The following is a 26,797-nucleotide window of genomic DNA, read 5'->3' as shown; positions in this document are numbered from 1 at the left end:
AGACGAAGGCCCCTGTGATCCGGTTCCGGCCGGGCGGTCACAGGGCTGTTCCGACTCGCGGAACCCCCTGGTCAGGCCGGTTCCCTATCCCCATACTGCTCGCATGAGAGGGACGGACAACACGCCGCGCAGCAGCCCCCTGGTGCCCGACGCGGTGGGGGCGGAGATCGGCCGGCACGACTGGGAGGGCGTCACCTGCGGCTGCGGCCGGGGCGCGGGGCATCTCGTGGACACCCTGTGGGCGGCGGCCGAGGGACATCCGGCCGCCTTCCGCGCCCTGGAGGGGCACGCCTTCCTGTCCGGCCGCCTGCACCCGCCCGCGCCCGCGGTGTGCGGGGTGCTGATGGCCGTCTGGTCGGCGGGCCCCCCGCGGCTGGCCACCCGCGAGGCGCTGCTGTGGACCCTGCTGTCCCTGCTCGGCACCGAGGACGACGGGTCCTCGCACGAGGCCGGGCTGTACGGGCAGTGCGCGGCGTTCGTCCGCGCCGGTCTGCCCTCGCTGCGCCACGCGGCGGCCGCCGCTCCGGGCTCCCCGACGGCCGCCTACGTGGACGGCGTGGTGGAGTTGCTCGGCCTGGTCTCCTGACGGTCCGACCGGTCAAACCGGTCCTGCCGGTCCTGCCGGTCCTGCCGGTCCTGCCGGTCCTGCCGGTCCTGCCGGTCCTGCCGGTCCTGCCGCGGAACACCCGTGACGGCGCCGAGGCAGCCGCGCAGCAGCTCCGGGGTGACCTCCTCAAGGGACCGCGCGAAGGTGCGTACGGGCGAGGCCGGCACCTCCAGCAGCGACGGCACCACCAGCACTCCGCATCCGGCGGCTTCCGCGGAGGCCGCGCCGTCCGGCGAGTCCTCCACCGCCACGCAGTCCCGTACGTCGGCGCCGAACCGCTCGGCGGCGCTCCGGTAGGGATCCGGGTGCGGCTTCGTCCGGTCCGTGTCGTCGGCGGACAGGGTGAACGCGAACGGGACATGGGCCAGCGAACCACCGACGACCGAGTCGACGACCAGCCGCGGCGAGGCACTGACCAGGGCGAAGGGCACGCCCTGCGCTTCGAGCGCGGTCAGCAGCCGCTGGGCGCCGGGGCGCATCGGCGCCCCGGCCTCGACCCGGTCGAAGAAGTCCGCGGTCAGGGCCCGCGCCACCTCGTACGGGTCTCCCCCTCCGGAGACCCGTACGAGGTGTGCGGCGGTGTCCTCGACGGCGCGCCCGACGACCTCGGGGGCGTCGGCGTCGGTGAGTGCGTGGCCGAGGCCCTGTGCGACGCGCTCGGTGGACCGCCACCACAGCACCTCGGTGTCGACCAGGGTGCCGTCCATGTCGAACAGGACGGCGGCGAGGCCGCTCATGCGGACCGGGCCACGACGAGCACCGGGCGTTCGGCCAGGCCCACGGCGGCCCGCGCGCCCGGCGCCAGCTCTCCCGCGTCCCGCGAGGGCAGGTCCGCCTTGACGGAGGTGCCGCCGGGCAGATCGAGGTGGAGCCGGGTCACGGCGCCGAAGAAGGAAGCGGAGACCACGGTGGCCGTGCCCTGGGGGTCGGCGGTCGCGGTGACGTTCTCGGGCCGGACCAGCACCTCCACCTCCCGCGTCGCCGTCGGGACCGGGCCGTCGACGGGCAGCCGGGCGCCGGCCACCTCCACCTGGCCGGAGTCGGTCAGCCGTCCGGGCAGCCGGTTCATGGTGCCGACGAACTCGGCGACGAACGGCGTCGCGGGGCGCTCGTACAGCTCGGCGGGGGCCGCGCACTGCTCCAGGCGGCCGGCGTTCAGGACGGCGACCCGGTCGGCCATCGACAGCGCCTCCTCCTGGTCGTGCGTGACGAACACGGTGGTGATGCCGAGGGAGAGCTGGAGCCGGCGGATCTCGTCGCGCAGGTTGGCCCGTACCTTGGCGTCGAGCGCGGAGAGCGGCTCGTCGAGCAGCAGGACGCGGGGGCGCAGGGCCAGGGCGCGGGCGAGGGCCACGCGCTGCTGCTGGCCGCCCGACATCTGGTGCGGGTAGCGGTCCCCGTGGTCGGGCAGGCCGACCAGGTCGAGGAGTTCGGCGGCGCGCTCGCGGCGCTCGGCCGAGCCGACCTTGCGCACCCGCAGGCCGAAGGCCACGTTGTCGCGTGCGCTGAGGTTCGGGAAGAGGCTGTACGACTGGAAGACCATCCCGGCGTCGCGGCGGTTGGCCGGTACGCGGGTGATGTCCTGTCCGTCGACCAGGACTTCACCGGAGTCGGGCTGCTCGAAGCCCGCGACCACCCGCAGTGCGGTGGTCTTTCCGCAGCCCGACGGGCCGAGCAGGGCGACGAGTTCGCCCGGCTCGATGGTCAGGTCGAGCCCGTCGAGGGCGACGGTGGAGCCGAACGCCCGCCGCAGGCCGCGGAATTCGACGCGTGCGCCCGGCGCGGGGTCCGCGGACCGCTCGGACTTCCCGGCCGCGGGAAGGGTGGTGGACATGGAGGTCAGGACTCCTTGCGGGAGGTGGGGGACGTACGGGGGGCGGAGGACACCGTGGCGGGGTTGGTCCCGGCCCGTGAGAGGAGGAGCAGCAGCAGCCAGGTGATGAGCAGGCTGAGGATGGAGACGGCGACCGACATCCGGGCGTGTGCTCCGGAGATGGTGACGATCCACACGGCGAAGGGCCTGAAGCCCAGCAGGGAGGCGATGGTGAACTCGCCGAGGACCAGCGCCAGGGTGAGGAAGGCCGCTCCGGCGAGCGAGGCCCGCAGGTTGGGCAGCAGCACGCGCAGGACCACGTACGGCCAGCTCGCGCCGCAGCTGCGGGCGGCCTCGACCAGCGTCGGCACGTCGACGGCGCGCAGGCCGGCGTCGAGCGAGCGGTAGACGAAGGGCAGCGCCAGCACGGTGTACGCGAGGACCAGGACGACGGGGAACCGCTCGTCCTGCACGGCCAGGAAGGTCTGGTAGAGCGGGGTCCGCGACAGGTGCTCGGGGCCCCAGCGCAGCACGGTGGTGATACCGGTGACCAGCGCGATGGGCGGTACCACCAGCGGCAGCATGCACATCACCTCCACGACCGGGCGCAGCCGCGGCGAGCCGAGGCGTACGGCGACCAGCGCGGGCACCGCGAGCAGCAGCGACGTGGCGATGGTGGCGGCGGCGAGCCCGAGGGAGAGCAGCATGCTCTCGGTGAACCCGTCGGCGGCGAGCAGCTCGGTGTACGCCTCGAAGTCGATGCCCTGGCCGGGCACGTGCACGGTGAACACGAAGGAGGCCAGGAGCGGGACGAGGAAGTACGCGCCCGCCAGCAGGAGTACGGCTCCGCGCCAGACGCGGGGACGGGGGCGGCGGCGCGGGGCCCTGGTCCGCGCCGTGGCGCCGGCCGGCGCCGCCCCGGAGCCGGGGGCGGTGTCCGCGGCGTCGGAGGCGGTCGGCGCGGGCGTCGGGGTCATCGCAGCCATCGGGCGCTCCGTCGCTGGAGGGGCAGGTAGACCGCCATGACGAGGCCGGCGATCAGGATCATGTCGAGGCCGAGGGCGAGGGCCACGTTCTCCTGTCCGGTCAGCACGTTGCCGGACAGCGCGTCGGCGATCTTGAGCGTGACCAGCGGTACGGAGCCGCCGACCAGGGCCGCGGCCGTGGCGTGCGCGGCGAAGGCGGTGCCGAAGAGGAGCACGAACCCGCCGAGCAGGGAGGGCGCGAGCACCGGCAGTCCGACGTGGCGCCAGAACTGCCGTCCCGTGGCCCCGTTGTTCTGGGCGGCTTCGCGCCACTGCGGGCGCAGTCCGTCGAGCGCCGGGGCGATCACGAGCACCATGAGCGGGATCAGGAAGTACAGGTAGACCACGGTCAGGCCGGTGAAGGAGTACAGGTTCCAGCCGAATCCGGTGAGGTCGGCGAGCTGGGTGACGACTCCGGAGATGCCGACGGTGGCGATGAACGCGAACGCGAGCGGCACGCCGCCGAAGTTGGCGAGGACTCCGGACGCGGTCAGCGCGGCGCTGCGCAGCGCCTGCGACCGGGAGGTGACCACGGCCTGCGCGATCAGGACCCCGAGCACGCCGCCGATCAGGGCGGTGAGGGCGGAGAGCTGCACGCTGCCGATCAGCGAGTCGAGGTACGGGCCCTGGAGCGAGCGCGAGAGGTGCTCGCCGGTCAGCCGGGTGGCGCCGGACGAGGGGTCGGTGCGGGTGACCGCGCCGAACGCGATGGCGCCGAGCGGGATGCCGAAGCAGAGCCCGGTGAAGGCGAGGAGCGGGAGGGCGGCCAGCCAGGTGCGCGGGCCGCGCCGCCGGCGGCGGCTGGTGGTGCTGCCGCCGGCGGTCCCCTCCGGGTGGGAGGCGGGGGTGGAGGGGGACATCAGGAGAGGGCCTTGTCCCACTTCTCGGCGAGGGTGGCCTTGGCCTTGTCCAGCTCCGCGGAGGCGGGGAAGGCAGGGGTGCCCTGGATCTGCGGGAGCTTGGCGGCGGCGTCCTTGTCGACGGTGCCGTCCTGGGTCAGGACCGGGAGCAGGACCGCGCGGGCGTGGCCCTTGAGGTACAGGTTCTGGCCCTCGGCGCTGTACAGGAACTCCATCCACAGGCGGGCGGCCGCCGGGTTCGGGGCCTCCTTGTTGACGGCCTGCGAGTAGTACTGGGCGTAGACGCCGTCGGTGGGGACGGCGACCTTCCAGTCGACGCCCTTGCCCTTGAACTGCTCGGCGTAGCCGGCGTTCAGGTAGTCCCAGTCGATGGAGATGGGCGTCTCGCCCTTCTCGACGGTGGCCGGGGTGGACTCGACCGGGATGAAGTTGCCGCTCTTGCGCAGCTGACCGAAGAAGTCGATGCCGGGCTGGATGTCGGCGAAGGAGCCCTTGTTGGCGAGGGCGGCCGCGTAGACGCCGCCGAAGGCGGAGCCGGACTTGGTCGGGTTGCCGTTGAGGGCGACCTTGCCCTTGTACTCGGGCTTCAGCAGGTCCGCGAAGGTCGTCGGGCAGTTCGGGATCTTGGCCGCGTCGCAGCCGATGGAGACGTAGCCGCCGTAGTCGTTGTACCAGCGGCCGTCGGCGTCCTTCTGGCCGGCCGGGATCTTGTCCCAGGCGGTGACCTTGTACGGGGCGAAGAGGTTCTCGTCGGCGCCGCTGCGCGCGAAGGCGATGCCCAGGTCCATGACGTCGGGGGCGCGCTTCTGGCCCTTGCGGGACTTGACGGCGGCGATCTCGTCGGCGCTGGAGGCGTCCGGGTTCTCGCTGTTGACCTTGATCTTGTACTTGGCTTCGAAGGCCTTGATGATCTCGCCGTAGTTCGCCCAGTCCGGCGGCAGCGCGATGACGTTGAGCTGGCCTTCCTTCTGGGCGGCCGCGACGAGGGCGTCCAGGCCGCCGAAGTCGGCCGCCGAGGCGGCGGCGCCCGGCTGGACCTTGGACTTGCCGTCGCCGGCGGCACCGGTGGCCTTGTCCGGAGCGGCGCCACACGCGCTGAGCGTGGTGAGGACGGCGGCGCTGAGCAGTACGGCTGCACCACGGCGAGCGGAGGAACTGAGCACGGTCTCTCCCGGAGACGGGTTCCTGACGGGGGTCGACTTGTCTGAACAAGTTGGCTCCAGTTCGCCGGGCCCCGCTATACGGGAGATGAACGGGGGCTGGACCGCGGGGCACGAGTCGAGGAAGAGACGAGATTGACCGAAAGAAGCCGTGACAGAGAGGGTGTAATGATCTTCAACACCCTGGTCGGCGGACGCGTCGGGTTACGGTCGACCGCGTCAGGTGACACCCGTTCGACAGCGTGGGGGCGGAGTACGGCATGGGCACGATCCGGTATCTGGAGATCGCCGACGCGCTGCGCGCGGCGATCCTCGCCGGCGAGTACGCGGTGGGCGCCCAGCTGCCCTCGGAGAGCGATCTGGCCACCCGCTGGTCCGCCTCGCGCGGAACCGTCCGGCAGGCCGTCGCCACGCTCGCCGCGGAGGGGCTGATCGGCTCAAGACAGGGTGCCCGCAGGATCGTCCTGCGCCACGAGCGGCGGCACAGTTTCGGCGAACTGAACAGCTTCGCCCAGTGGGCCGAGGGGCTCGGTCAGGAGGTCACCAGCCGCTTCCTCTCCCGGGTCCGCCGGCCGGCCACCGCCGAGGAGGCGGAGCGGCTCGCGCTCGCGCCGGACACCGGGATCCTGGCCGTGGTCCGGCTGCGGCTGCTCGACGGGGAACCCACCATGGTGGAGCGGACCGCGTACGCCGACTGGGTCGCGGCCGCGGTCGAGGCCCTGCCCGACGACGTCCGCTCGGTGATGGACAGCCTCGCGAACGAATCCGGGATCGTCGCCCACTACGGCGAGCACCTCATCGACGCGCTCGGGGCGGGCAGCGAGGACGCACGGCTGCTGGAGATCCGGCGCGGGAGCCCGCTGCTGCGCCAGCGACACGTCTCGGCCACCGCCACCGGTCGCCCGATCGAGTGGACCGACGACCGCTACCGCGCAGGCAGCGTCACGTTCAGTGTGAGCAACTCGGCGGTAACCACTCCCCTGGAGCGCCGTACGGGCGAGGGATGAGGGGTCCGAGCGATCAGAGGGAGGCTCCGGCCTCTTCGTCGATCGCTCCCGGCAGCCAGTCCGCGACCCGGCGGAAGCGGTAACCGAGGTCTTCCGCCCGGCCGTTGTCGAGGGCGTAGTCACGGTCGAAGGAGAACGGCGAGGCGGTGGCGCCGGGTTCGACGGTCCGCAGGACCGCGGGGCGGCCGACCCGCCCGGCGACGAGCGCGCACAGGTCCAGGGCGTCGAGCGCCCCGTGCGAGGCGGCGTCGACCGCGCCGGTGAAGGACTGCCCGGCCGTCCACTGCAGGAACCGGGCGATCTCGTGGTGGTGGATGAACGAGGTGGCGTACGGGGCTTCGTGGACGTCCACCGGGGTTCCGGCGGCGATCCGCCCGACGTAGTGCGCGAGGCGTCCGGTGAACTCCTCGCGGCCGCCGCCGAGTACGTGCGCGGTCCGTACGGCGGCGAAGGCGAACGGGCCGCCGCCCTGCCCCGGCTCGCGCAGGACGGCCTCCGCCTGCCGCTTGCCCTCGGCGTAGGCCCGGGCCTCGGGCGTGGGCGGCGCCGGGTCGTAGACCTCCATCGTCGAGGTCATCACGTACCGCGCCGTCCGGCCGGCGAACACCCGGCGGGCGACGGCGGCCTGCCGAGGCGTGTAGCAGACCTGGTCGACGACGGTGTCGAAGGTGCGGCCGCCCAGGACGGCGCGCAGCCTCCCTTCGTCGTCGCGGTCGGCGACGAGGTGGCCGACGCCGGGCGGCGGGGCCGCGGAGCCGCGGTTGAGGACGGTGACCTCGTCGCCCGCATCGCGCAGGAGGGTGACCAGGTGCTTTCCGAAGTACCGGCTTCCGCCGATGACGAGAATCTTCTGCATGGGCTCGACTGTGCCGCTGTATCGTCCCCAGCAGAACCGATCACCTGCTGTACCGGTATGAAGGAAAACTGATGATCGACGTGCAGCGGCTGCGCATCCTGCGGGCCGTCGCCGAGCACGGCAGCTTCAACAGGGCGGCCGCCGCCCTGCTGCTGACCCCCTCCGCCGTGTCGCAGCACATCGCCTCGCTGGAGCGGAGCCTGGGCCACCCGGTGGCGGTGCGCAGCACGCGCGGGGTCACCCTGACCGAGCCGGGGCGGCTGCTGGTGGAGGCCGCGGAGACGATCTCCGCCGAGCTGGATCAGGTCCGCCACGAGATCGACCGGCTGACGGCGGACCGGCCCCGGCTGACGGTGGCCACGTTCACCAGCGGCGGCCGCCGGCTGCTGCCCGCGGCGCTGGCCCGGTTCGTGGCCGTCCACCCCGATGTGGAGCTGACCGTACGGGAGGCCGAGCCGGAGACGGCGGTCCCGATGGTGCGCACGGGCTCCGCCGACCTCGCACTGGCCTACCACTTCGACGGACCGCTGCCCCTGCGGGCCGGGCTCGACTGGACGCCGCTGATGGACGATCCGCTGTGGCTGGCCCTGCCGCGCGAACACCGGCTCGCCGGCCGGGACTCGCTCGACCTGGCGGAACTGGCCGCCGAACGCTGGGTGTCGGGCTGCCTCAAGACGGAGGCCCATCTGCGCCGGTACGCGGAGCGCGCGAGCTTCGACCTGCGGGTGGCCGCCTCCACCACCGACTACTTCTTCGCGCAGACCCTGGTCGCGGCGGGCGTCGGGGTCGCGCTGATCCCGCAGGTGTCCCTGGCCCCGGACGCTGCCGTGGCCCTGGTGCGGATCGGCCACCCGCGCCCCGCCCGCCACATCGGGGTGGTCACCCCCCGCCGGCGCCGCCCGCACCCGTACGCGCGGGCTCTGGCGTCGGCGCTGGCAGGGGCGGTGGAACGGTGAGCGCGCACCTGCTCCGGGGGCTCGCCGCCAACCCGGCCCTGCCCGACGAGCTGCTCGACCGGCTGATCGGCCGGCTGGCGGACGGGCCGCTCGCGCGCGCGTCCTCTCAGCAGGGCGCCGCCCCGGCCACGGGCCCGGACGAGGACGAGGACGACGAGGAGCTCGGGCCGGCCCTGAGCGAACGCACCGATCTCGGGCCCGCCCGGAGGGCCGCGCTCGCCGCGTGCGACGAGGGAGCCGCGCTGCAACTCGCCTACGCGGGCCTGCTCGACGCCGCCGAGGTGGACCCGGCGGCCCGGCCCGCGGTGGCCCTCGCCCTGCTGGGCGAGGGGCTCGGACCGCCCGCCTGGGCCCGCCTGCTGGCGGCCCGTCCGGATCGGGCGATCCGCCGGCGGCTGGCCTCCGGCCCCGGCCTGCCGCTCGACGTGGTGGAACGGCTCGCCGCCGATCCGGACGTCGAGGTGGTCGCCGAGCTGGCGCTGTGGACCACCGAGCCGTCCGTCGCCGCCCGCCTCGCCGCGCATCCACATGCCGAGGTCCGCAGGGGGGCCGCCTCCAACGAGGCGACCCCGCCCACCGCGCTCGCCGCGCTGATCACCGGCGAGGGGATCGCTCCGGCGGTTTCCTGCCTGGTCTGCGAGCACGAGGAGATCCCCTTCACCCACGATCCGTACTGCTCCCTGACGGACTGCGACCTGCGCGGCGGCGCGGCGTGCGCGGGCGGGCACGAGTCCACCCTGCACGAGATCCTGCAGCAGGCCGCCCGGAACCCGGCCACGCCGGTGGCGGCCGCGGCCTCCCTCGCCGGCCATCCGTCCATGCTGATCCGCTGGGCGCTGGCCGAACGAGTTGATCTCTCGCAGGAGTTGTACGCGCGGCTCGCCGCGGACCCGGTACCGGCGGTGCGCTCGGAGGTGGCCGGGAATCCGGCGATCGGCGAGCCCCTGATCCGCGCCCTCGCGGCCGGGGGCGCGGACGGGACCGCGGCCGATCTGGCACGCAACCCGCGGGTGCCCCTCGACGTACTCGCGCACCTGGCCGCGGTGACGCGGCTCGGTCCGGTCCTGCTCCCGCGGATCGCGTCCGCATCGCCCGCCGAGCTCGCGGACGCGGCCGCGTCGGCCGACGCGCGCGTACGCCGGCTCGTGGCCGAACGCCGTGATCTTGCACCGGAGTTGCGCGACGCCCTGGCCGCCGACCCGGACGCTTCGGTGGTCAACGCCGTCGCCCCGCATCCGGGTCTGCCCGACGCGCTGTTGCGCGCCATGGTCGCGCGGCACGGCGTACGGGTCCTCGCGCGGGTGGCGACCAACCCGGACGCGCCGCCGGCCCTTCTGGAGGAGCTGGCCCGCCACGATCCGCCGGTGCGGCGCGCGTTCCGCGCGATCGCCGTCCACCCGCACGCGACGGCCGCGGCGCTGCTCGCCTGCCTCGACGACCGCAGGGCCCGCCCGCTCGCCGCCCTGCACCCGGCGATGGCACCGGAGGTCCTCGTCGGCCTGCTCACGGATGACGATCACGAGGTGGCACGGGCGGCGGCCGCCAACCCCGCGCTGCCGGTCGGCGTGATGGCGGGGCTGCTCACGGGCGGTCCGTGACCGGGGCCCGGTCAGACGTCCGAGGTGCCCGAAGTGTCGACGATGCGGCCGTCGCGCAGTTCCACCACGCGGTCCGCGAGTTCGATCAGCGCCGGGTCGTGGGTGGCCACCAGGGCGGTCACTCCCTCGCTGCGGACCACCGCGCGCAGCAGCTGCATGATCGAGCGGCCCGTCTCGGAGTCGAGCTGCCCGGTGGGCTCGTCGGCGACGATCAGGGCCGGCTCGTTGGCCAGGGCGCGGGCCACGGCGACCCGCTGCTGCTGGCCGCCGGAGAGCTCGCCGGGCCGCTGCTCGGCGTGGTCGGCGAGGCCGACCAGCGCGAGCAGGGTACGGGCGCGTTCCTCGCGCTGCTTCGCCGGGATCTTCCGCATCCGCATCGGGACGCCGACGTTCTCGACCGCGGTCAGGACGGGGATCAGCCCGAAGGACTGGAACACGAAGCCGATCCGGTCGCGGCGCAGCGCGAGCAGGCCTTCCTCGTCCAGTCCGGCGAGATCGGTGCCGTCGAGCACGACGCTGCCGCCGGTCGGGGTGTCGAGGCCGCCGACCAGGTTCAGCAAGGTCGTCTTGCCGGAGCCGGAGCGGCCCTTGAGGGCGGTGAGCCGGCCGCGTTCGACCTCGAACGACACCCCGCGCAGGGCGTGCACCTCGCGCTCGCCGCTGCCGAAACTGCGCTGGAGGCCGTGCGCCACGACCATGGGCGGCTGCGCCGTGTCGACCTGGTTCTCCGTCATGGTGTGGACTCCCCCTGGAATCTGCCGACGATCGCCGCGACGGCCAACGCAACCGCCTCAATCGCCCTCAATCGCTTCGTTTCGAATTTGTTCATCCGCCCCACCCTTCGCGCAAGCCCCTTCCGTCGCGCGTTCGAATCTGACAGCATCGTCCGCTATCCGGTGCCAGCGGTCCGGATGGGGGAGGAAAACGGCACATGCTCGGCTTCGTCGTGCGTCGGCTGCGCGGGCGAGTGCCGCTCGCGGCCGCCGTGCTGCTGACCGTACTGATCACCACGACCGTGCTGACCGCACTGTCCGCGTTCACCCGCGGCGTGGGCGAGGCCGGGCTGCGCCAGGCCCTGCAGGGGCCCGACCGGGCCCGGACCACCGTCCTGGTGACCGGCGAGCACACCACGGCCGACCGCTCCAAGGACGACGAGGCCGTACGGGCCTTCGCCGGCGAGCTGTTCGGCCGGCTGCCCGTCGCCGTCGAGAGCATGGCGCGCAGCCGTTCGTACGGGCTCCCCGGCGCGCGCACTCCCGGCCGGGACGCCGACCTCACGCTGCTCGCCGCCCTCGACCACAAGAACGTGAAGCTGCTGGCGGGCCAGTGGCCCGAGGCCGTCGGCGCCCCGGGCGGCCGGACACCGGTGGCCGTCCCCCGGGCGGCACTGACCCGGCTCGGGCTGAGCCCGCAGGCACTGCCCGCCGAGGTACGGCTCGACGACCGGTACGGCGGCGCCCCGCTGACCGTGCTGGTCACCGGCGTCTACCGGGCGGCCGACCCCGAAGCACCCTACTGGCGGCTCGACCCGCTCGGCGGCCGGGAACTCCAGGTCGGCAGTTTCACCACGTACGGCCCGCTGCTCGTGGACGACACGGCCTTCACCGCGGGCGGGCTGGTGCAGAACAACCGCGGCTCGCTGCTCACCCCTGACCTCGCCAGCACCGGCAGCTCCGAGGCGGAGGCGATCCGCGGCCGTACGGCCGCGGCCTCCGAAGCGTTGAAGCGCACCAAGTCCCTCCAGGCCAGGACCGAACTGCCCGAATTCCTCGGCGAACTGGCTTCCGCCCAACTGGTCGCCCGCTCCACCCTGCTCATCGGCGCGCTGCAGCTGGCCGTCCTCGCCGGAGCCGCCCTGCTGCTCGTCGCACACCTCCTGACGGAGCGCCAGGAGGGCGAGCGCGTGCTGCTCGCCGCCCGCGGCGCCTCCCGCCGCCGCCTCGGCGCGCTCAGCGCGGCCGAGGCGCTGCTGCTCGCCCTGCCCGCCGCCGTCCTCGCGCCGCTGCTCACCCCGCCGCTGCTGCGCCTGCTCGGCGGGTTCGGCCCGCTCGCGCGGGTGCCGTTCGACACCTCCGGCAGCTGGCTGCTGTGGCCCGTCGCGGCCGGCTGCGCCCTGGCCTGCGTGCTGCTGGCCGCGCTGCCCGCCGTACTGCGCGGGGTGGCGGCAGCCGCCCTGCGCCGCAGCGGACGCCGTCAGGCCCTGGTCGCCGGAGCCGCCCGCTCGGGCGCCGACCTGGCTCTCGTGGCCTTCGCCGCGCTCGCCTACCAGCAGCTGTCGCAGCACAGCGGCGACGGGCTCACGGCCGGCCCGGCGGCCGGCGGCGGACCGATCGGCGTGGACCCGGTGCTGGTGGCCGCGCCGACGCTGGCCCTGTGCGCGGGCACCCTGCTGGTGCTGCGGCTGCTGCCGTTCGCCGCGCGGCTGGGCGGGCGGATCGCCGCCCGGGGCCGCGGACTCGGCCCGGCGCTCGTGGGCTGGCAGCTCGCCCGCCGGCCCGGGCGGGCCACGGGGCCCGTCCTGCTGCTCGTACTCGCCGTCTCCAGCGGAGTCCTGGCCCTCGGCCAGCACACGGCCTGGTCCGCTTCCCAGCGCGACCAGGCCGAGTTCGCCACCGCCGGGGGGCTGCGGGTCTCCGGCAGCGACCTGCCCGCGATGGGCCAGGGCGGCCGGTACGCGGCGCTGCCCGGCGGCGAGGGCGTGATCCCGGTGATCCGGGGGCCCCAGGAACTGCCGGGCGGGCGGGCCGCGCAGGTGCTCGCGCTGGACGCCTCGGCCGTGGCCGAACGGGTGCCGCTGCGCGCCGACCTGCGCGACGGACGCGGGATGCGGGAGCTCTTCGCGCCCCTGTCGGCGGCGGGCGCCTCCGGCGCGGGCGGCATCGCCCTGCCCGGGAAGCCTGAGCGCATCGACCTCGACGTGGAGCTGCGGGTGTCCGGCCGGGGCAGCGGTCGTCCCGGGATCGGGCTGCTGGTGCGCGACCGGTTCGGGCTGACCTACCGGACCTCGATGGTCCAGCTGCCCGGGACCGGCGACGCCACCGCCTCGGTGGACCTCGGCGCGCTGACCGGCGCCCCGCTCGGTTCCGCCGCGGCTCCGCTGACCCTGGCCGGCATCGCGGTGTCGTACGGCTCGGGCGAGGAGGGCTCGGACTTCGGTTCGGGTGAATCCGGTCCCGGCTCAGCGGAGTTGACCGTACGCCGGCTGGCCGCGTCCGACACCTCGGCCGGACGGGCCGAACCGGTGGCGGCCGCGGCCGGCTGGACGCTGTCCGCACCCGCGCTCACCGACGGCTCCCCCGCCGCGGAGCTGCTGCCGGGCCCGCAGGACGGCTCGGAGCTGATGAAACTGCGCTACCGGGGCGGCCACGAAGCCAAGGGCGGAATCCAGCTGGCGCTGACCCCGCCCGGTACGCGGGGCGCCGCCGAGGTGCCGGGGATCGCCACCCGCGCCTACCTCGCCGGGGTCGGCGGGGCCGTCGGCGACCTGATCCCCGTACCGCTGGGCGGCGTCTCGGTGCCGGTGCGGATCACCGCCGCGATCGGCTCGCTGCCCGTGGCCGGGGACACCGCTCTCGCCGTCGATCTGGGCACCGTGGGGCGCCTGTTGGCGGCGGGCGGGGCACGGGAACTGCCCGCGCCCACCGAGTGGTGGCTGCCCGCGAAGTCCGCCGACGACACCGCTCCGGCACGCGCCGCCGCCGAACTGCGGGCCGGCGCCGGGGTGCAGCAGGTGCGGCTGCGCGAGGAGGTGGCCGCCGGGCTGCTGGACGACCCGCTGAGCGCCGGCCCGCAGAGCGCGCTGGCCGCCCTCGCCGCCGCCTGCGCGGTACTGGCGGCGATCGGCTTCGCCGCCTCCGCGGCGGCGGGCGCCCGCGAGCGGGCCCGGGAGTCGGCGGTCCTGCTGGCGCTCGGTTCGCCCGGACGGACCCTGGCCCGGACCGCGGCCGCCGAGAGCTGCCTGCTGGTCGGGCTCGGCTGCGCCGTCGGGGTCGGGCTGGGCGCCGCGATCGTCCATCTGGTGGTGCCGCTGGTGGTGCTGACGCCCGCCGCGCGCCGCCCGGTGCCGCAGGTGATCGTCGACCTGCCGAACGGCACGACCCTGCTGCTGACCGTCGCGATCGCGGCGGTGCCGCTGCTGTCGGCGGTGCTCGGCGGCCGCCGCGACCGGAACGTCTCGAACGCGGCCGCCCGGCTGCGGCACGTGGAGGAGCTGTGACCAGGCCCGCAGACACCCCGGACAGCGCGCGGCACGGCGCACCGGACGGCCCGCCGGACCACGCTCCGGCGTCCGGTCCCGCCCGAGGGCCCGGGGCACGGCCGACGGCCCCCTCCGGGGCACGGACCGGAGCTCCGTCCGCCGTACGGCCGGCGCCGTGGGTGCGGACCCGGCTGCGGACGGCGCCGTCGAGCGCCCTGCTCGCCACGGCCCTCGCCTTCGTCGCCGTACTGCTGGCGGCCTCCCTGCCGCGCGCCGTGGACCGGGGCGCCGATCAGGCCCTGCGCTCCTTCCTCCACGACCGCGGTCCCGTCGCGACGAGCCTGCTCGCCACCTCCACCGCCCGGTACGGGGACCAGTCAACCGAGAACCTGGACTCGGTACGGAACGCGCTGCTCGCCCGTACCGGCGCCGGCTTCGCCATCGCCCCCTCGGGGGTCGTCCACGGCACCCAGGCGTCCAAGCAGCGCGACCTCGCCAACCCCGGACTGCCCAGCCCCGACGGCGTCCCGCCGCGGATGGACCTGCTGTACCTGCGGGACGCCGCCGCACACACCGAGCTGGTGGAGGGGCGCTGGCCGAGCGGCGGCGCCCCGGACGGGCCCGTGCCGATCGCACTGTCCCGGCAGGCCGCGCAGACCCTCGGCGTCCGGGTCGGCACCGTGCTGGAGTCCTTCGCCAGCAACTCCGAACCGATGAGCGCCGAGATCGTCGGCCTCTACCGGGCCACCGACGAGGACGACGTCTTCTGGGCCGGGCTGCCCTGCCTCACCCGCGCCTGCCAGGCCAACACCCCCAGCGTGCCGCCGCAGCGGTACTGGCAGACCGCCGCCCTGGTCGGGCCCGACCGGCTCGACCGGCTCGCGCTGTGGGGCGAGGGCGCCGAGGACTTCTGGCGGCTCCCGGTGGACACCGGCCGGCTCCGCGCCGACCTGCTGCCCGACGTCGCCCGGGAGATCGCCTCGTACGTGGGCGGCCCGACCGCCTCCGCCCTGCGCGGCAGCACCCGGCGGAGCGACCTGCGGATCACCTCCCGGCTTCCGGAGCTGTTCAAGCAGGCCGAGGCCCGGCAGCAGGCGGTCGCGCCGCTCGCCGCGATCGGCCCGGCGGGGGTCGCCGGGGTGGCGGCCGTGGTGTTCTGCCTGGCCGCCGCGCTGACCGGGGACCGGCGGGAGTCGGAGCTGCGGCTGCTGCTGGCCCGCGGCGGCTCGCCCCGCGGGATCGTCGGCCGGCTGCTCGGCGAGGGCGCGGTGACCGTACTGCCCGCCGCCGCCCTGGCGACCGCCCTCGCGCTGTGGCTGCTGCCGACGCCGCGCGGGACCGCGTCCCTGCTCGCGGCCGCCGCCGTCACCCTGCTGGCGCTGCTGGCCTTCCCCGTACGGGCCGCCGTACTGCTGTCCGCACGGCGGCGCGGGCCGGCCCCGCGGCGCCGGCTGGTGGCCGAGCTGCTGGCCGTCGCCGCCACCGCGGCGGCCGTGTTCGAAGTCCGCAGCCGCGGGGTCGCGCCCGCCGGCGAGGGCCTGGATCCGCTGCTGGTCGCCGCCCCGCTGCTGCTCGCGCTGTGCGGCGGCCTGGCCTTGGCCCGGCTCCAGCCCGTCCTGGTCGGGGTACTGGCCCGGGCGGCCGGGCGGCGGCCCGGCCTGATCGGCTTCCTCGGCCTGGCCCGCGCCGCCCGGGGCACCGGCGGCCGGGCGCGCCCCTCGGTGCTGCCGCTGATCGCCCTGCTGCTGGCCGTCACCACGGGCGGGTTCGGGGCCACGGTGCTCGACGCGGTGGACACCGGCCGGCTTCGAGTGGCCCGCCTCGCCGTCGGCGGGGACGTCCAGATCTCGGCGCCGTACGGGGGCACCCTGCCCCCGGCGATGACCGAGGCCGCCGCCGCGCTGCCCGGCGTACGGACGTCGGTCGGCGTGTGGACGGACGACAAGGCGTTCGTGTTCGGCACCGTCCAGGGCTCCACCCAGGTCACGGTGGTCGTCGCCGATCCGGTGGCGTACGCGGAGCTGGCCGGGACCATCGGACGAGGCCGGTTCGACCCCGCGCTGCTCGCCAAGGACCCGGGCGCCGGCGCCCCCCTGCCGGCGCTGTTCAGCAGCGACCTGGCCAAGCTGGCGGAGGCCGGCACCTACCGGCTGTCGTTCGGCGACGGCGGCGAGCTGCAGATCGGTTCCGTCGGCGTGGTCGAGGGGACCCCGGTACGCCCCGGGACGGGCGGCGCCGTGGTCGTCCTGCCCGCCGGGCCGACCACCGCACGCCTGCCCAAGACCGGGCATCCGGACCGGTGGCTCGCGACCGGAGCAGTCGACGGGGACCGGCTGCGCGAGGCCGTCCGGGCGACCGCCCCGGCGGGGACCGCCGCGCGGTTCACCGTCCGTACCAGTGCCGACACCGCCGCCGAGCTGGGCAGCGACCCGCTCCAGCGGTCGGCGGGCCGGCTGTTCTGGGCATCGGTGGCCGGGGCCGCGGGCTTCGCGCTGCTGGCCGTCCTGCTCACGCTGGTACGGGCGGCGCCCGAACGCGCCGCGCTGCTGGCGCGGTTGCGCACCATGGGGCTCCGTCCCCGCGACGGCATCCGGCTGATCCTGACGGAGGCGCTGCCCCAGGCGCTGGCCGCCACCCTCGGCGGGGCACTCGTCGCCGCCGCGGCCGTCGCCCTGCTGGGCCCGGCCATGGACCTGTCCGCCCTCGTCGGCTCGACGGTGCCGACGGGGCTGCGCCTGACGGCACCGCCCCTGCTGACCCAGGCACTGGGACTGGCCTTCCTGGTCACCGTGGCCGTGCTCGCCGAGGCGGCGATATCCGGGCGGCGCCAGATCACCACCGAGTTGAGAGCGGGAGACCAGCGTTGAACAGCGACCAGCCGACGTACGAGGACCTGCGCCGGCAGGCCCTGGCCGCCGCCGCACCGCGCACCGGTCGGGCCGACACCGCCATCGCCTGCGACCGCCTGGTCCGCATCTTCAGCGCCGACGGGGTCGAGGTGCAGGCGCTGCAGGGCCTGGAGCTGACCGTCCAGCGGGGCGACCTGGTCGCGCTGGTCGGCGCTTCCGGCAGCGGCAAGTCCACCCTGCTGAACATCCTGGCCGGGCTGGACGTCCCCACGGCCGGTTCGGCCACGGTCGAGGGCTTCGACCTGCTCGGGATGTCGGCGAAGGACCGGCTCCGCTACCGGCGCGAGGCGGTGGGCTTCGTTTGGCAGCAGACCGCCCGCAACCTCCTGCCGTTCCTGACGGCAGCTCAGAACATCGCCCTGCCGATGCAGTTGAAGGGGCGGCGCGGTCGCGGCGGCGCGGCGGCCCGCCAGGCGGACCGGGTCACCCGTCTCCTGGAGGCGCTGGAGATCGCCGATCTCGCGGACCGGCGTCCCGCCGAGCTCTCCGGCGGCCAGCAGCAGCGGGTGGCCATCGCCGTGGCCATGGCCAACGACCCGGCGGTCCTGCTGGCCGACGAGCCCACCGGCGAGCTCGACTCCGAGACGGGAGCCGCCATCTTCGAGGCGTTCCGCACCGTCAACCGGGAGCTCGGCGCCACCGTGGTCATCGTGACGCACGACCCGCTCGTCGCGGGCGAGGTCCGCCGTACGGTGGCGATCCGCGACGGCCGTACCAGCAGCGAGGTGCTGCGCCGCACGGTCACGGACGAGCACGGCGCGGAGTCGGTGAGCGAGCGCGAGTACGTGATGCTGGACCGGACGGGCCGTGTCCAGCTCCCGCACAAGTTCCTGGAGGCCCTCGGCATGGAACACCGCGTCGCGGTCGACCTGGCCGCGGACCACATCGAGGTCCGCCCCGACACCGCGGAGGACCCCGACGACCGGCGCGCCTGAGCCGCCGTACGGGTCACCGGAGTGACCCCCGGCCCGGGGAGCCCCGGCACGCGCGATGCCACGACCGGTGAACGAACTGGTGGGCGTCACTTCCGTGGGGCGGGTGTCGTTAGGGCCTCGGGGTTGACTCTGGGGGCGAAGGGATGACGGAATGCGGCAGTTTCCTCTGGAGATGCACCAGATGGCACCGGGACGGGTCGTCGAGTGGCGGTTGCGGTCCACGGCCGGGCCGGCGGCGCCGGACACCGGCGGCACGGGTGATGCGCCACGCGGTGTGCCGGCCGATGCGGCGGGCAGGAGGGCTTCGTTCAACCAGGACAAGCACTTCACCGTCGCCGAGGAGAGCCGCGGCGCCGACGATCCCGTCGCGTCGTGGATCGCGGTCACCTTCGAGGTCAAGGGCGTGCTGGACGAGCGGGCCCTGACGCGTTCCCTGCTGGCCTTCGTACGCCGGCACGAGGTACTGCGGTGTGAATTCCGCCGACTCGCGGGAGAGTTGGCGTGCGAACCGATCGCCGCCGCCGAACTCGCCCTCGACGTCGTACCCGTGGCCGACTTCGATTCGTCCGAGGCCCTGCGCGGCTTCCTCGTCGACCGGTTCAAGCGCAGCATCGACACCCTGTCCTGGCCGCTGTTCACCATGGGCGCCGTGCTGCGCGAGGACTCCACGACCGTCTACCTGGCCTTCGACCACATCGTCTGCGACGGCCTGTCGATGCCGATCGTCGTGCACGAGGTGCAGAACGGGTACGAGGCGCTGTGCCGCGGCGAGGAGATCGATCTGCCGCCCGCGCCGAGCTACCTGGACTTCGCCGAGGAGCAGCGCCGCCGCTACCTCTCCATCGCCGACGACGACGAACGCCTCGGCTACTGGAAGTCCTTCATGGCCCGCGGCGGCGGCGAGTTCTTCCCCCGGTTCCCGCTCGAGCTCGGCGTGGAGCCGGACCGGATGTACCCGATCGTCAACGAGGCCTCGCCGCTGCTGGACGCGGCCGAGGCCGAGGTGTTCGAGAAGGCCTGCCGTGTGGTGGACGGCAAGCCGTTCATGGGGGTCCTCGCGGCCGTCGCGGTCTGCCTGCGCGAGGCGGGCGGACCCGGCGTGTACCGGGGTTTCATGCCGGTCAGCGAGCGCGGGCGGGCCGGCTGGGCGAACTCGGTGGGCTGGTTCGTCAACACCATGCCCATCGAGTTCGACGCGTCGCCGGGCCGGGACTTCACCCAGGTGATGGCGGCGGTGCGGGCCGGCTTCGGCGAGATGATGGAGCACATCGACGTGCCGTTCGTACGGGCCTGGCAGCTGCTGGCGCCCGCCGAGTTCGCCGCGCGCTCCTGGCCCTACCCGGTGAACTTCTTCTCGTACATCGACATCCGCAAGTGTCCCGGCGCCGAGCGGCACGAGGACTGGCGGCCGACCTCGCACGTGTGGTCGGCCCGGGCCAACGGCGCCTGTTCCTGGTTCCAGCGGGACGCCGACGGTCTGCACATGAACTCGATCTACGTGGACACCGCCGCCGCGCGCCGCACCATGGACGACTTCCAGGAAGCGCTGCGTTCGACGGTCCGGGAGATCGCCCGGCACGGTTCCTTCCGGCGACCGGTGGCCCTGACCGCGCCGCGCCGCCCGCTCGGCGCGTCCCGGAACGACGCGGCCCCGTACGCGCCGTCCGCCCTCCGCCGCTCCTGACGGTGCCGGCCGCCCGTGGTCACGCGCGGGCGGCACGCCCCAGCAGCAGGGCCCGTTCCCGCGCGTTGCGCGTGAGCGAGGCGGCGCGTTCGAACTCCGCCCGGGCCTCCTCGCCGCGGCCCAGCCGCTCCAGCAGGTCGCCCCGTACGCTCGGCAGCAGGTGGTAGGCGCGCAGGGCCGGCTCGTCGGCGAGCGCGTCGACCAGCGGGAGCGCGGCTTCGGGGCCCTCGGCCATCGATACGGCGACCGCCCGGTTGAGCTCCACGACCGGTGACGGGACGAGCTCGACGAGCCGTCCGTAGAGGGTGGCGATCGTCGCCCAGTCCGTGTCCTCGTAGCGGACCGCCTCCGCGTGGCAGCCGGCGATCGCGGCCTGTACGGAGTAGGGGCCGCTCCCCGCGTCCCGCATGGCCAGGGCGCCCCGGCGGATCAGCATCCGGTTCCACTTCGACCGGTTCTGGTCGGCGAGCAGCACCGGCTCGCCGTCGGGGCCCGTACGGGCGGAGATCCGGGAGGCCTGGAACTCCAGCAGCGCCGCCAGCCCGTGCACCTCGGGCTCCTTGGGCATCAGGCCGGCCAGGACCCGGGCCAGCCGGAGGGCGTCCTCGCACAGGGCGGGGCGGACGAGGTCGTCGCCGGCGGTCGCCGAGTAGCCCTCGTTGAAGACGAGGTAGATGACCTCCAGGACCGAGGCGAGCCGCTGCTCGCGGTCAGCTCCGTAGGGGACTTCGAAGGGAACGCCCGCCTTGGCCAGGGCCCGCTTCGCCCGGACGATGCGCTGGGCGACGGTGGGCTCCGGGGCGAGGAAGGCCCGGGCGATCTCCTGGGTGGTCAGCCCGCCCATCAGGCGCAGGGTGAGTGCGATCCGGGCCTCGGTGGCCAGGACGGGATGGCAGGCGGTGAAGATCAGCCGCAGCAGGTCGTCGCCGATGTCGTCCGGGGCCGCCGGCTCGGCGGGCGGCGGTACGTCCTCCAGAGTCCGGCCGACCTCGGCGAGCTTGCGGGCGTACGTCTCCTTGCGGCGCACGAGGTCGATCGCGCGGTGTTTCGCGGTGGCCGTGAGCCAGGCGCCCGGCTTGTCCGGGACACCCGACTCCGGCCACTGTTCCAGGGCGGCGACCAGCGCGTCCTGGGCGATCTCCTCGGCGATGCCGACGTCGCGCACGATGCGCGCGACTGCGGCGATGATCCGCGCCGATTCGATCCGGAACACCGTCTCGACCGCCTGGGTCGCACTCACTGCCGTCACGGCCACCCATCAGAGCAGCCGTGACGAGGCAGGGCAAACACGATGCGGATCGCGGCGCGGATCCCGGCGCGGTCAGCCCCCGTCGATCTGGCGCAGCTCGGCGCCGACCGTCCACTCCTCGGGGTGGATCTCCAGGAACCGCTTGGTCCACTCCAGCGCCTCGGCCTTGTCCTTGGCCTGGAGGATGGCGTAGCCGCCGACGACCTCCTTGGTTTCGGTGAAGGGTCCGTCGGTGTAGCTCAGCTTGCCTCCGGACCAGGTCACCCGGGTCCCCTCGGAGGTGGGGAGCAGTCCTGCGGTGTCGAGCATGACCCCGGCCTTGGTGATCTCCTCCATCAGCGCGCCCATGCGCTCCCCGAACTCCGGCGGGAACTCGGTGTTGGCGGGCAGGGCCTGCTCGTCGATACGGATCATGGAAAGGAAGCGCGGCATGGTCTCTCCTCGGCCGGACGGGCGGGGGCTTTCCCCGCCTCTCACTGCTTCGTCGAACGGGAGGCGCCCGGATCGACAGCTCCCCGGAGATTTCTTCACATAAGAATCTTCCGGGCCGAAGAGCGCTACCGGCGAGTAGGATCGCGGGCTCCGGCCCCTCCGAGAGGACCTTCCTTCCGATGCCACGCACTCCTTCTTCCCCCGTGCTCCTCGCCGGCCTGCTGGCGACCGCGGGCGTCGCGCACGCGGTCGCGCCGAAGCAGTTCGACGCGATCGTCCCGAGCGCCCTGCCCGGCACCGCCCGGCAGTGGACGTACGCGAGCGGCGCGGCCGAGCTGGTGCTGGCGGCCGGGGTCGCCCACCCGCGGACCCGTCGAGTGGCGGCACTGGCCGCGGCGGCCTTCTTCGTCGGCGTGTTCCCCGCGAACGTGAAGATGGCCGTCGACGCGAGACGGAGCTCCCCCGCCACCCGGGCCGTGACCCTCGCCCGGCTGCCCCTGCAGGTCCCGCTGGTCCTGTGGGCGCGGAACGTCAGCCGGGGCGCCGCCGGCTGACGGCTCGCACCCACCCGGATCAGGGGCTGTCGCCCGACCAGTCCCAGTGCCCCGGATCGGCCGCGCGGCGCCGGTAGTGGGCGCGGCCGCCGGCTCCGTAGCGCCCTATCTCGGTGGGGAGGCGGGCCTCTTCGGCGAGTTGGCGCGGACTCCAGCCCGTGATGTCCAGGAGGAGCCCGTCCAGCGGGCCGCCCACGAGTTCGCCGTAGAGGCGGCCGGGGCGCGGTCCGGGGTCGGGGTCGTCGTGGTCGGCGCCGTAGACCCGGCGCCTGAGCATCCTGTCGTCCATGGGCCCAGCTTCACAGCCGCCACTGACAACGGGCCCCGGGGCCGCTCGGCCTTCGAGCAGCCCCTGCCCGACGTACTCCCCCGGCACGGCCGGGCGCGCCACGGCGAACAGGGCGGACGCCTCGTGCCCCGTGTACCGCGCGAGGGCGTCGCCCCGGGCCAGCCGCTGCTGGACGGGGGCGAAACCCGTACGGGGATCCGCCTGCCAGGCGACGAGGAGCAGCCCCGCGTCCGGTGTGCCGCCGGGGCGCAGGCCGTCGCCGTACGACCATCCGCGCCTCAGCAGCGTCGCGCCGGCGTTGCCGCGCGGCGCGGCCAGCCGGACGTGGGCGTTGGTCGCGAACCGGGATCCCGTCCGGCCGGACGGCGTCCAGGTCCACCGGGGTGCGCGCGGTGCGGGCCCGCTGCGCGGGGTCCTCGGCCGGGCCGGGTTGGCGGTGGCGTCGGGCTGGCCCATCAGGTTCCGGTGTCGTCGAACGGCACGCCGTCCTCGGAGACCGCGAGCGGGATCCGGCTCTTGGCGAACCCGGGGTCGAGTTCGGCCCGGGCGAAGACGGCGCGGTAGTCGCCGCGACCATCCCGTGCAGCTGGCCGTTCTTCTTGCTCTGGTCGGAGCGCGGCTCCGCCCTCTTCAGCACCTCGTACAGCGGCGCGCCCGCGTACGTGTGCTCCTGGTCGCCCTCGGCGCTGGTGAACCGGCCCCTTGGCGGAAACACCCGTTCCGGACGGGAATTCGGGCGCGGCGGACCCGGAGGGCGATGATGGGCCCGCCCACGCATCACCCGTCACACGGAGCAGGAGCACCACCCATGGCACGTCGGGTACACCAGCCGCTGGAGAACCAGGAGTTCGACTTCATCCTCGGCATGACCGAGGGGCCGGTTCTCGCCTACTTCATCGGGACCTGGCCCAAGGCCCTGGAGGCCTGCCGGGCGATGGACGCACTCGTGTCCGAGGTGGCCGAGGAGTACGGCACGCGCCTGACGGCCGTGCGCACCGACATGACCCGCTGCCCCGAGCCGACCAGGCGTTTCGCCGTCACCAGCGCCCCCACGGTCGTCCTCGTCAAGGGCGGGGAGGCCGTGGCGAGCCACGGCGGAGCGATGAGCGGCGCCGAGCTCCGGGCCTTCCTGGACGCCCACCTCTGAGCGTCCCGGCTGCCGTGGGCCCGGGCGGGCCAAAGTGGGCTATCTGGCCGAAAGTGGCATAGGTCAGATAGGTGCCTAGGGCATGTAATGGATTCCGGCGAGACGGACCCACGGAACCATGCTTACGAGGTGCTGCATGTCAGAGACCGTTGCCTTTCCCCAGGACCGAACCTGCCCCTACCACCCGCCGACCGCGTACGACCCCCTGCGCGGGGGCCGGCCGCTCTCCCGCGTCACCCTCTTCGACGGCCGCTCGGTCTGGGTGGTCACCGGGCACGCCGAAGCGCGCGCACTGCTCTCCGACGGGCGGCTCTCCGCCGACCGGAGCAACGAGGCCTTCCCCTCTCCCACGAAGCGGTTCAAGGGGCTCCAGAACCGCCGCACGGCCCTGCTCGGCGTCGACGACCCCGAGCACAACACCCAGCGCCGCATGCTCATCCCGAGCTTCACCCTGAAACGGACCGCGGCGCTGCGGCCCGCCATCCAGGAGACCGTGGACCGGCTGATCGACGCGATGGTCGCCAGGGGCCCGTCGGCCGAACTCGTCAACGACTTCGCCCTGCCGGTGCCCTCGATGGTGATCTGCGCCCTGCTCGGAGTCCCGTACCGGGACCACGAGTTCTTCGAGGGGGCGTCCCGGCGGCTCCTGCGCGGCCCCGAGCTCTCCGACGTGGAGGCCGCGCGGGACCAGATCAACGGCTACCTGGCCGATCTGATCGAGCGCAAGCGGACCGACCCGGGCGAAGGGCTGCTCGACGAGCTCGTCGCGACCCGCCTGGAGACCGGCGAGACCGACGTCGAGGAGCTGGTCGCACTGGCCGCGATCCTGCTGGTCGCGGGCCACGAGACCACGGCGAACATGATCTCGCTCGGTACGTTCACCCTGCTGAGCCATCCCGAGCAGCTGGCGGAGCTGCGCGCCGACCCGGCACTCATCTCGGTGGCCGTGGAGGAGCTGATGCGCTTCCTGTCCATCGCCGACGGAATGCTGCGGGTGGCCGTCGAGGACATCGAGATCGGCGGGGTGACGATCCGTCCGGACGACGGGGTGATCTTCTCCACCTCGGTCATCAACCGGGACGCGGCCGTGTTCGAGCAGCCGGACGCGCTGGACTGGCACCGCTCCGCCCGGCACCACGTCGCGTTCGGCTTCGGCGTCCACCAGTGCCTCGGGCAGAACCTGGCCCGCGCCGAGATGGAGATCGCCCTGGGGACGCTGTTCGCGCGGCTGCCCGGGCTCCGGCTGGCGGCCGAGCCGGACCGGATCCCGTTCCGACCCGGCGACACCATTCAGGGCATGATCGAACTCCCCGTGGCATGGTGAGGAACATGTCGCCACAGCGCATCGACATCAAGACGGACATCTGCATCGGCGCCGGACAGTGCGCCCTGACCGCGCCGGACGTGTTCACCCAGGACGACGACGGCTTCAGCCAGGTGCTCCCGGGCCGTGAGGACGGCAACGGCAGCCCGCTGCTCCGCGAGGCCGCCCGCGCCTGCCCGGTCGCCGCCATCAGCATCAGGGAGGAGTGACCGCCCCACCGCAAGGAGCGGGTCCCCGCGAGCCCGTACGGCTCAGAGCAGGGCCACGGCCCGGCGCTCCAGCTCCAGCGAGCGGTCCACGAGTTCGGCGCACTCGTCGAACAGGGCCCGCCGCGCGGCGGCGTCGGAGTCCGGCTCGGCCGTACGGGCCAGGGCCGCCAGCCGCGACCAGTGCCCGGCGGAATCCCGCAGGAGCGCGGCCGCCTCCGGCCGCCCGGCGAGGTCGAGGAAGTCGGCGTACAGCGGCCGGGTGGCACCGGGGGCGGTCCACTCCTCCTCCAGGCAGGCGTACAGCCGCGCGGTGCCCGCCCGGAAGGCCTCCGGGCTGCCGAACCGCCGCTCCCAGCCCGTCTTCGTGGTCCGGTCGCGCAGCTGCGCGGCCAGCTTCTCCATGCCGGAGAAACCGAAGTTGACGTCGAACTGGTTGCCGAGCACCGGCCCGGTGAGGCGGGTGACGGTCGCCGCGATGGCCCCCTCGACGTCCGGCTCGCCCTCGGCCGGCCCGGTGGGCACGACGAGCTGGTGGCGGCCCTTTCGGTGCGCGGTCCAGGCGGCGCCGAACTCCTCGCGGTCGATCCGGTAAGGGGACTCGGCCCCGTCCTCGATCAGCAGGTCGTCGCCGTCGTATCCGGCGATGACGACGGTGTACGGGTCGGCGCCGATCATCTCGGCGTCGGCGTCGGCCTCGTGCCAGGGCAGCGACGAGCGGTCGACGACGCAGAAGGCGGGCTGGCCGCCGTCGAGCGCGGCGCGCACCCGGCCCCAGCGGGGTTTGGTGGCGCGCGTGGCGTCGTAGGGGATGTGCAGGCGCCGCAGCGCGACCTGTACCCAGGGCTCGGGGTGAGCCTGCGCGACGATCGTCGCGATGGGCGCCCGGCCGGCGTACTCGAACACGAAGTACATGAAGCCGATCCCGCCGGCCAGGCCCGCGATCAGCTCCTCGTCGTGGGCGCTGCCCAGGGCGTGGCGGATCAGGGAGGCCTCGCGATGGCGTCCGGTTCCGAAGTCTTCGTACACGAGCACAGTCATGCGGTCAGCCTAGCCGCGCGCTGACCCTGGGCCCGACGGCGATTTCCTGTACAGTTGTCCAGGAAATCGGGTCAACTGGAGGTTGTCGTGCATACGGTCGCTCAGGTCCTCATCGGTGTCGTCGCCGCGCTGCACGCGTACATCCTGGTCCTGGAGATGTTCCTGTGGCAGCGGCCGCCCGGACGGGCCCTGTCGGGCTTCGACGAGGACCTCGCCCGCCGCACCGCACCGCTCGCCGCCAACCAGGGCCTGTACAACGGCTTCCTGGCAGCCGGTCTGGTCTGGTCGCTGGTCATCGACTCGCTCGCCACGCAGGTCTTCTTCCTCGTCTGCGTGATCGTCGCCGGGCTGTACGGGGGCGCGACCGCCAACCGCCGCATCCTCGTCGCGCAGGCCCTGCCCGGCGCCCTCGCCCTGGGCGCGGCGCTGCTGGCCGCGTGAAGCCGGGGGCCGGTGGGTCCGCGGGCCCGGGCCCCGATGAGCCCGCGGACCGCGCGGGTCCGAGCGCGAGGACCGCATAGGCTCTCGCGGGTGAGCCTGGAGAACGCATGAGCCCCGAGGACCCGCGCACCGCCCGCACCAAGGCGCGACTGCGCGAGAGCCTCCTCGCCGAGTGCGCGGACCGGCCGCTCGGGGAGGTCAGCGTCTCGGCGGTGGTGCGCCGGGCCGGGGTCGGCCGAGCCACGTTCTACCTGCACTACGAGGACCTCCCGGCGCTGGCCGTCGACGCCTGCGCCGACGTGGTGCACGCGGCGGTCGACGCCCTGCACGCCTGGCAGACGGAGCCCGGGACGCGGGCCCCGGCCCGGCCCCCGGCCGCACTGGCCGGCTTCCTCGCCGACGCCGCCGCGCACGGGGCCCTGTACCGCACCCTGCTCCTGCCGGGCGGCGGCGGCCCGCTCGGCGAGCGGCTCCACCTCGAGCTGCGCGCCCGGGCCCGCGCCGAG

General features: G+C 74.4%; 25 protein-coding genes and 1 pseudogene. 14 read left to right on the top strand and 12 right to left on the bottom strand.

Annotated features, from left to right (window positions below; genetic code table 11):
* Positions 1-103 precede the first annotated feature (103 nt).
* The gene (locus tag K7B10_RS34785; RefSeq protein WP_229342821.1) at positions 104-586 is read left to right on the top strand and encodes a hypothetical protein; all 483 of its coding nucleotides are present in this window, start codon (positions 104-106) and stop codon (positions 584-586) included.
* Here K7B10_RS34785 and K7B10_RS41030 read toward each other — a convergent pair.
* Genes K7B10_RS41030 through K7B10_RS34760 form a run of 5 tightly spaced genes read right to left on the bottom strand, consistent with a single transcriptional unit; the run spans position 544 to position 5,468 of the window.
* Positions 544-1,344 (bottom strand): HAD family hydrolase, encoded by an 801-nt coding sequence (locus tag K7B10_RS41030; RefSeq protein WP_267501533.1) that lies wholly within the window; start codon positions 1,342-1,344, stop codon positions 544-546. The genes K7B10_RS34785 and K7B10_RS41030 overlap by 43 nt on opposite strands.
* Complete coding sequence (locus K7B10_RS34775) at positions 1,341-2,441, bottom strand: ABC transporter ATP-binding protein (protein ID WP_229342820.1); 1,101 nt, start codon at positions 2,439-2,441, stop codon at positions 1,341-1,343. Before K7B10_RS34775 ends, K7B10_RS41030 begins: the two co-directional genes overlap by 4 nt.
* A gap of 5 nt (positions 2,442-2,446) precedes the next feature.
* On the bottom strand, positions 2,447-3,397 hold the full coding sequence (locus K7B10_RS34770) for an ABC transporter permease (RefSeq protein ID WP_372481572.1): 951 nt from the start codon (positions 3,395-3,397) through the stop codon (positions 2,447-2,449).
* Positions 3,394-4,305 (bottom strand): ABC transporter permease, encoded by a 912-nt coding sequence (locus K7B10_RS34765; protein WP_229342818.1) that lies wholly within the window; start codon positions 4,303-4,305, stop codon positions 3,394-3,396. Before K7B10_RS34765 ends, K7B10_RS34770 begins: the two co-directional genes overlap by 4 nt.
* The gene (locus tag K7B10_RS34760) at positions 4,305-5,468 is read right to left on the bottom strand and encodes an ABC transporter substrate-binding protein (protein WP_372481504.1); all 1,164 of its coding nucleotides are present in this window, start codon (positions 5,466-5,468) and stop codon (positions 4,305-4,307) included. Before K7B10_RS34760 ends, K7B10_RS34765 begins: the two co-directional genes overlap by 1 nt.
* Before the next feature lie 257 nt (positions 5,469-5,725).
* Here K7B10_RS34760 and K7B10_RS34755 point away from each other — a divergent pair, with 257 nt between their 5' ends.
* Positions 5,726-6,472, top strand: coding sequence for a GntR family transcriptional regulator (locus K7B10_RS34755; RefSeq protein ID WP_229342817.1), 747 nt, complete (start codon positions 5,726-5,728; stop codon positions 6,470-6,472).
* A 13-nt stretch (positions 6,473-6,485) separates the two neighbouring features.
* On the opposite strand, the gene K7B10_RS34750 is transcribed toward K7B10_RS34755, so the two are convergent.
* Positions 6,486-7,328: an NAD-dependent epimerase/dehydratase family protein gene (locus tag K7B10_RS34750; RefSeq protein ID WP_229342816.1), complete on the bottom strand. Its 843-nt coding sequence runs from the start codon at positions 7,326-7,328 to the stop codon at positions 6,486-6,488.
* A 71-nt stretch (positions 7,329-7,399) separates the two neighbouring features.
* On the opposite strand from K7B10_RS34750, the gene K7B10_RS34745 reads away from it, so the two are divergent.
* Both K7B10_RS34745 and K7B10_RS34740 read left to right on the top strand, forming a co-directional pair.
* A complete protein-coding gene (locus K7B10_RS34745) occupies positions 7,400-8,284 on the top strand; it encodes a LysR family transcriptional regulator (RefSeq protein WP_229342815.1) in 885 nt (294 codons plus the stop codon).
* A complete protein-coding gene (locus K7B10_RS34740; protein WP_229342814.1) occupies positions 8,281-9,882 on the top strand; it encodes an amino acid adenylation domain-containing protein in 1,602 nt (533 codons plus the stop codon). Before K7B10_RS34745 ends, K7B10_RS34740 begins: the two co-directional genes overlap by 4 nt.
* Positions 9,883-9,893: 11 nt before the next feature.
* Here K7B10_RS34740 and K7B10_RS34735 read toward each other — a convergent pair whose 3' ends face one another.
* On the bottom strand, positions 9,894-10,616 hold the full coding sequence (locus K7B10_RS34735) for an ABC transporter ATP-binding protein (RefSeq protein WP_229342813.1): 723 nt from the start codon (positions 10,614-10,616) through the stop codon (positions 9,894-9,896).
* Between the two features lie 197 nt (positions 10,617-10,813).
* Here K7B10_RS34735 and K7B10_RS34730 point away from each other — a divergent pair, with 197 nt between their 5' ends.
* From K7B10_RS34730 to K7B10_RS34715, 4 genes are all read left to right on the top strand, one after another.
* On the top strand, positions 10,814-14,098 hold the full coding sequence (locus K7B10_RS34730) for an FtsX-like permease family protein (protein ID WP_229342812.1): 3,285 nt from the start codon (positions 10,814-10,816) through the stop codon (positions 14,096-14,098).
* Positions 14,095-16,947, top strand: coding sequence for an FtsX-like permease family protein (locus K7B10_RS34725; RefSeq protein WP_229342811.1), 2,853 nt, complete (start codon positions 14,095-14,097; stop codon positions 16,945-16,947). Before K7B10_RS34730 ends, K7B10_RS34725 begins: the two co-directional genes overlap by 4 nt.
* Entirely contained in the window at positions 16,944-17,924 is a 981-nt protein-coding gene (locus tag K7B10_RS34720; protein WP_372481503.1) for an ABC transporter ATP-binding protein, read from the top strand. Before K7B10_RS34725 ends, K7B10_RS34720 begins: the two co-directional genes overlap by 4 nt.
* A 151-nt stretch (positions 17,925-18,075) precedes the next feature.
* Entirely contained in the window at positions 18,076-19,608 is a 1,533-nt protein-coding gene (locus K7B10_RS34715; RefSeq protein ID WP_229342810.1) for a condensation domain-containing protein, read from the top strand.
* Positions 19,609-19,627: 19 nt separating this feature from the next.
* Here the strand turns inward: K7B10_RS34715 and K7B10_RS34710 are convergent, their stop codons facing one another.
* Both K7B10_RS34710 and K7B10_RS34705 read right to left on the bottom strand, forming a co-directional pair.
* Positions 19,628-20,848: an RNA polymerase sigma factor gene (locus K7B10_RS34710; RefSeq protein WP_229345639.1), complete on the bottom strand. Its 1,221-nt coding sequence runs from the start codon at positions 20,846-20,848 to the stop codon at positions 19,628-19,630.
* A gap of 81 nt (positions 20,849-20,929) precedes the next feature.
* Positions 20,930-21,289, bottom strand: a complete 360-nt coding sequence (locus K7B10_RS34705) for a YciI family protein (RefSeq protein WP_030864852.1) — start codon at positions 21,287-21,289, stop codon at positions 20,930-20,932.
* A gap of 179 nt (positions 21,290-21,468) precedes the next feature.
* Here K7B10_RS34705 and K7B10_RS34700 point away from each other — a divergent pair, with 179 nt between their 5' ends.
* Entirely contained in the window at positions 21,469-21,843 is a 375-nt protein-coding gene (locus K7B10_RS34700) for a DoxX family protein (protein ID WP_229342809.1), read from the top strand.
* Between the two features lie 19 nt (positions 21,844-21,862).
* On the opposite strand, the gene K7B10_RS34695 is transcribed toward K7B10_RS34700, so the two are convergent.
* Positions 21,863-22,132, bottom strand: a complete 270-nt coding sequence (locus K7B10_RS34695) for a hypothetical protein (protein WP_229345637.1) — start codon at positions 22,130-22,132, stop codon at positions 21,863-21,865.
* A gap of 159 nt (positions 22,133-22,291) precedes the next feature.
* A pseudogene (locus K7B10_RS34690) lies at positions 22,292-22,588 on the bottom strand (hypothetical protein); the annotation flags it as partial.
* Between the two features lie 352 nt (positions 22,589-22,940).
* Between K7B10_RS34690 and K7B10_RS34685 the strand changes: the two are divergent.
* The 3 genes from K7B10_RS34685 (at position 22,941) to K7B10_RS34675 (ending at position 24,812) form a co-directional block, all read left to right on the top strand.
* Positions 22,941-23,279 carry a thioredoxin family protein gene (locus tag K7B10_RS34685; protein WP_229342808.1) on the top strand — a complete coding sequence of 113 codons (339 nt, stop codon included), beginning with the start codon at positions 22,941-22,943 and terminating at the stop codon, positions 23,277-23,279.
* A gap of 136 nt (positions 23,280-23,415) precedes the next feature.
* The gene (locus tag K7B10_RS34680) at positions 23,416-24,603 is read left to right on the top strand and encodes a cytochrome P450 (protein ID WP_229342807.1); all 1,188 of its coding nucleotides are present in this window, start codon (positions 23,416-23,418) and stop codon (positions 24,601-24,603) included.
* Between the two features lie 5 nt (positions 24,604-24,608).
* Positions 24,609-24,812 carry a ferredoxin gene (locus tag K7B10_RS34675; RefSeq protein WP_099894249.1) on the top strand — a complete coding sequence of 68 codons (204 nt, stop codon included), beginning with the start codon at positions 24,609-24,611 and terminating at the stop codon, positions 24,810-24,812.
* Between the two features lie 42 nt (positions 24,813-24,854).
* Here the strand turns inward: K7B10_RS34675 and K7B10_RS34670 are convergent, their stop codons facing one another.
* Positions 24,855-25,850 (bottom strand): BtrH N-terminal domain-containing protein, encoded by a 996-nt coding sequence (locus tag K7B10_RS34670; RefSeq protein WP_229342806.1) that lies wholly within the window; start codon positions 25,848-25,850, stop codon positions 24,855-24,857.
* A gap of 87 nt (positions 25,851-25,937) precedes the next feature.
* Between K7B10_RS34670 and K7B10_RS34665 the strand changes: the two genes are divergently transcribed.
* Complete coding sequence (locus K7B10_RS34665) at positions 25,938-26,291, top strand: DUF1304 domain-containing protein (protein WP_229342805.1); 354 nt, start codon at positions 25,938-25,940, stop codon at positions 26,289-26,291.
* Positions 26,292-26,398: 107 nt separating this feature from the next.
* Positions 26,399-26,797, top strand: a 399-nt coding sequence (locus K7B10_RS34660) for a TetR/AcrR family transcriptional regulator (RefSeq protein ID WP_229342804.1), incomplete at its 3' end; no start/stop codon positions are given.

Source organism: Streptomyces flavotricini (genome assembly GCF_020639365.1).
GTDB lineage: Bacteria > Actinomycetota > Actinomycetes > Streptomycetales > Streptomycetaceae > Streptomyces > Streptomyces flavotricini.
Note: the sequence above shows the minus strand (reverse complement) of the source record. Positions and strands in the feature narration are given on the sequence as shown.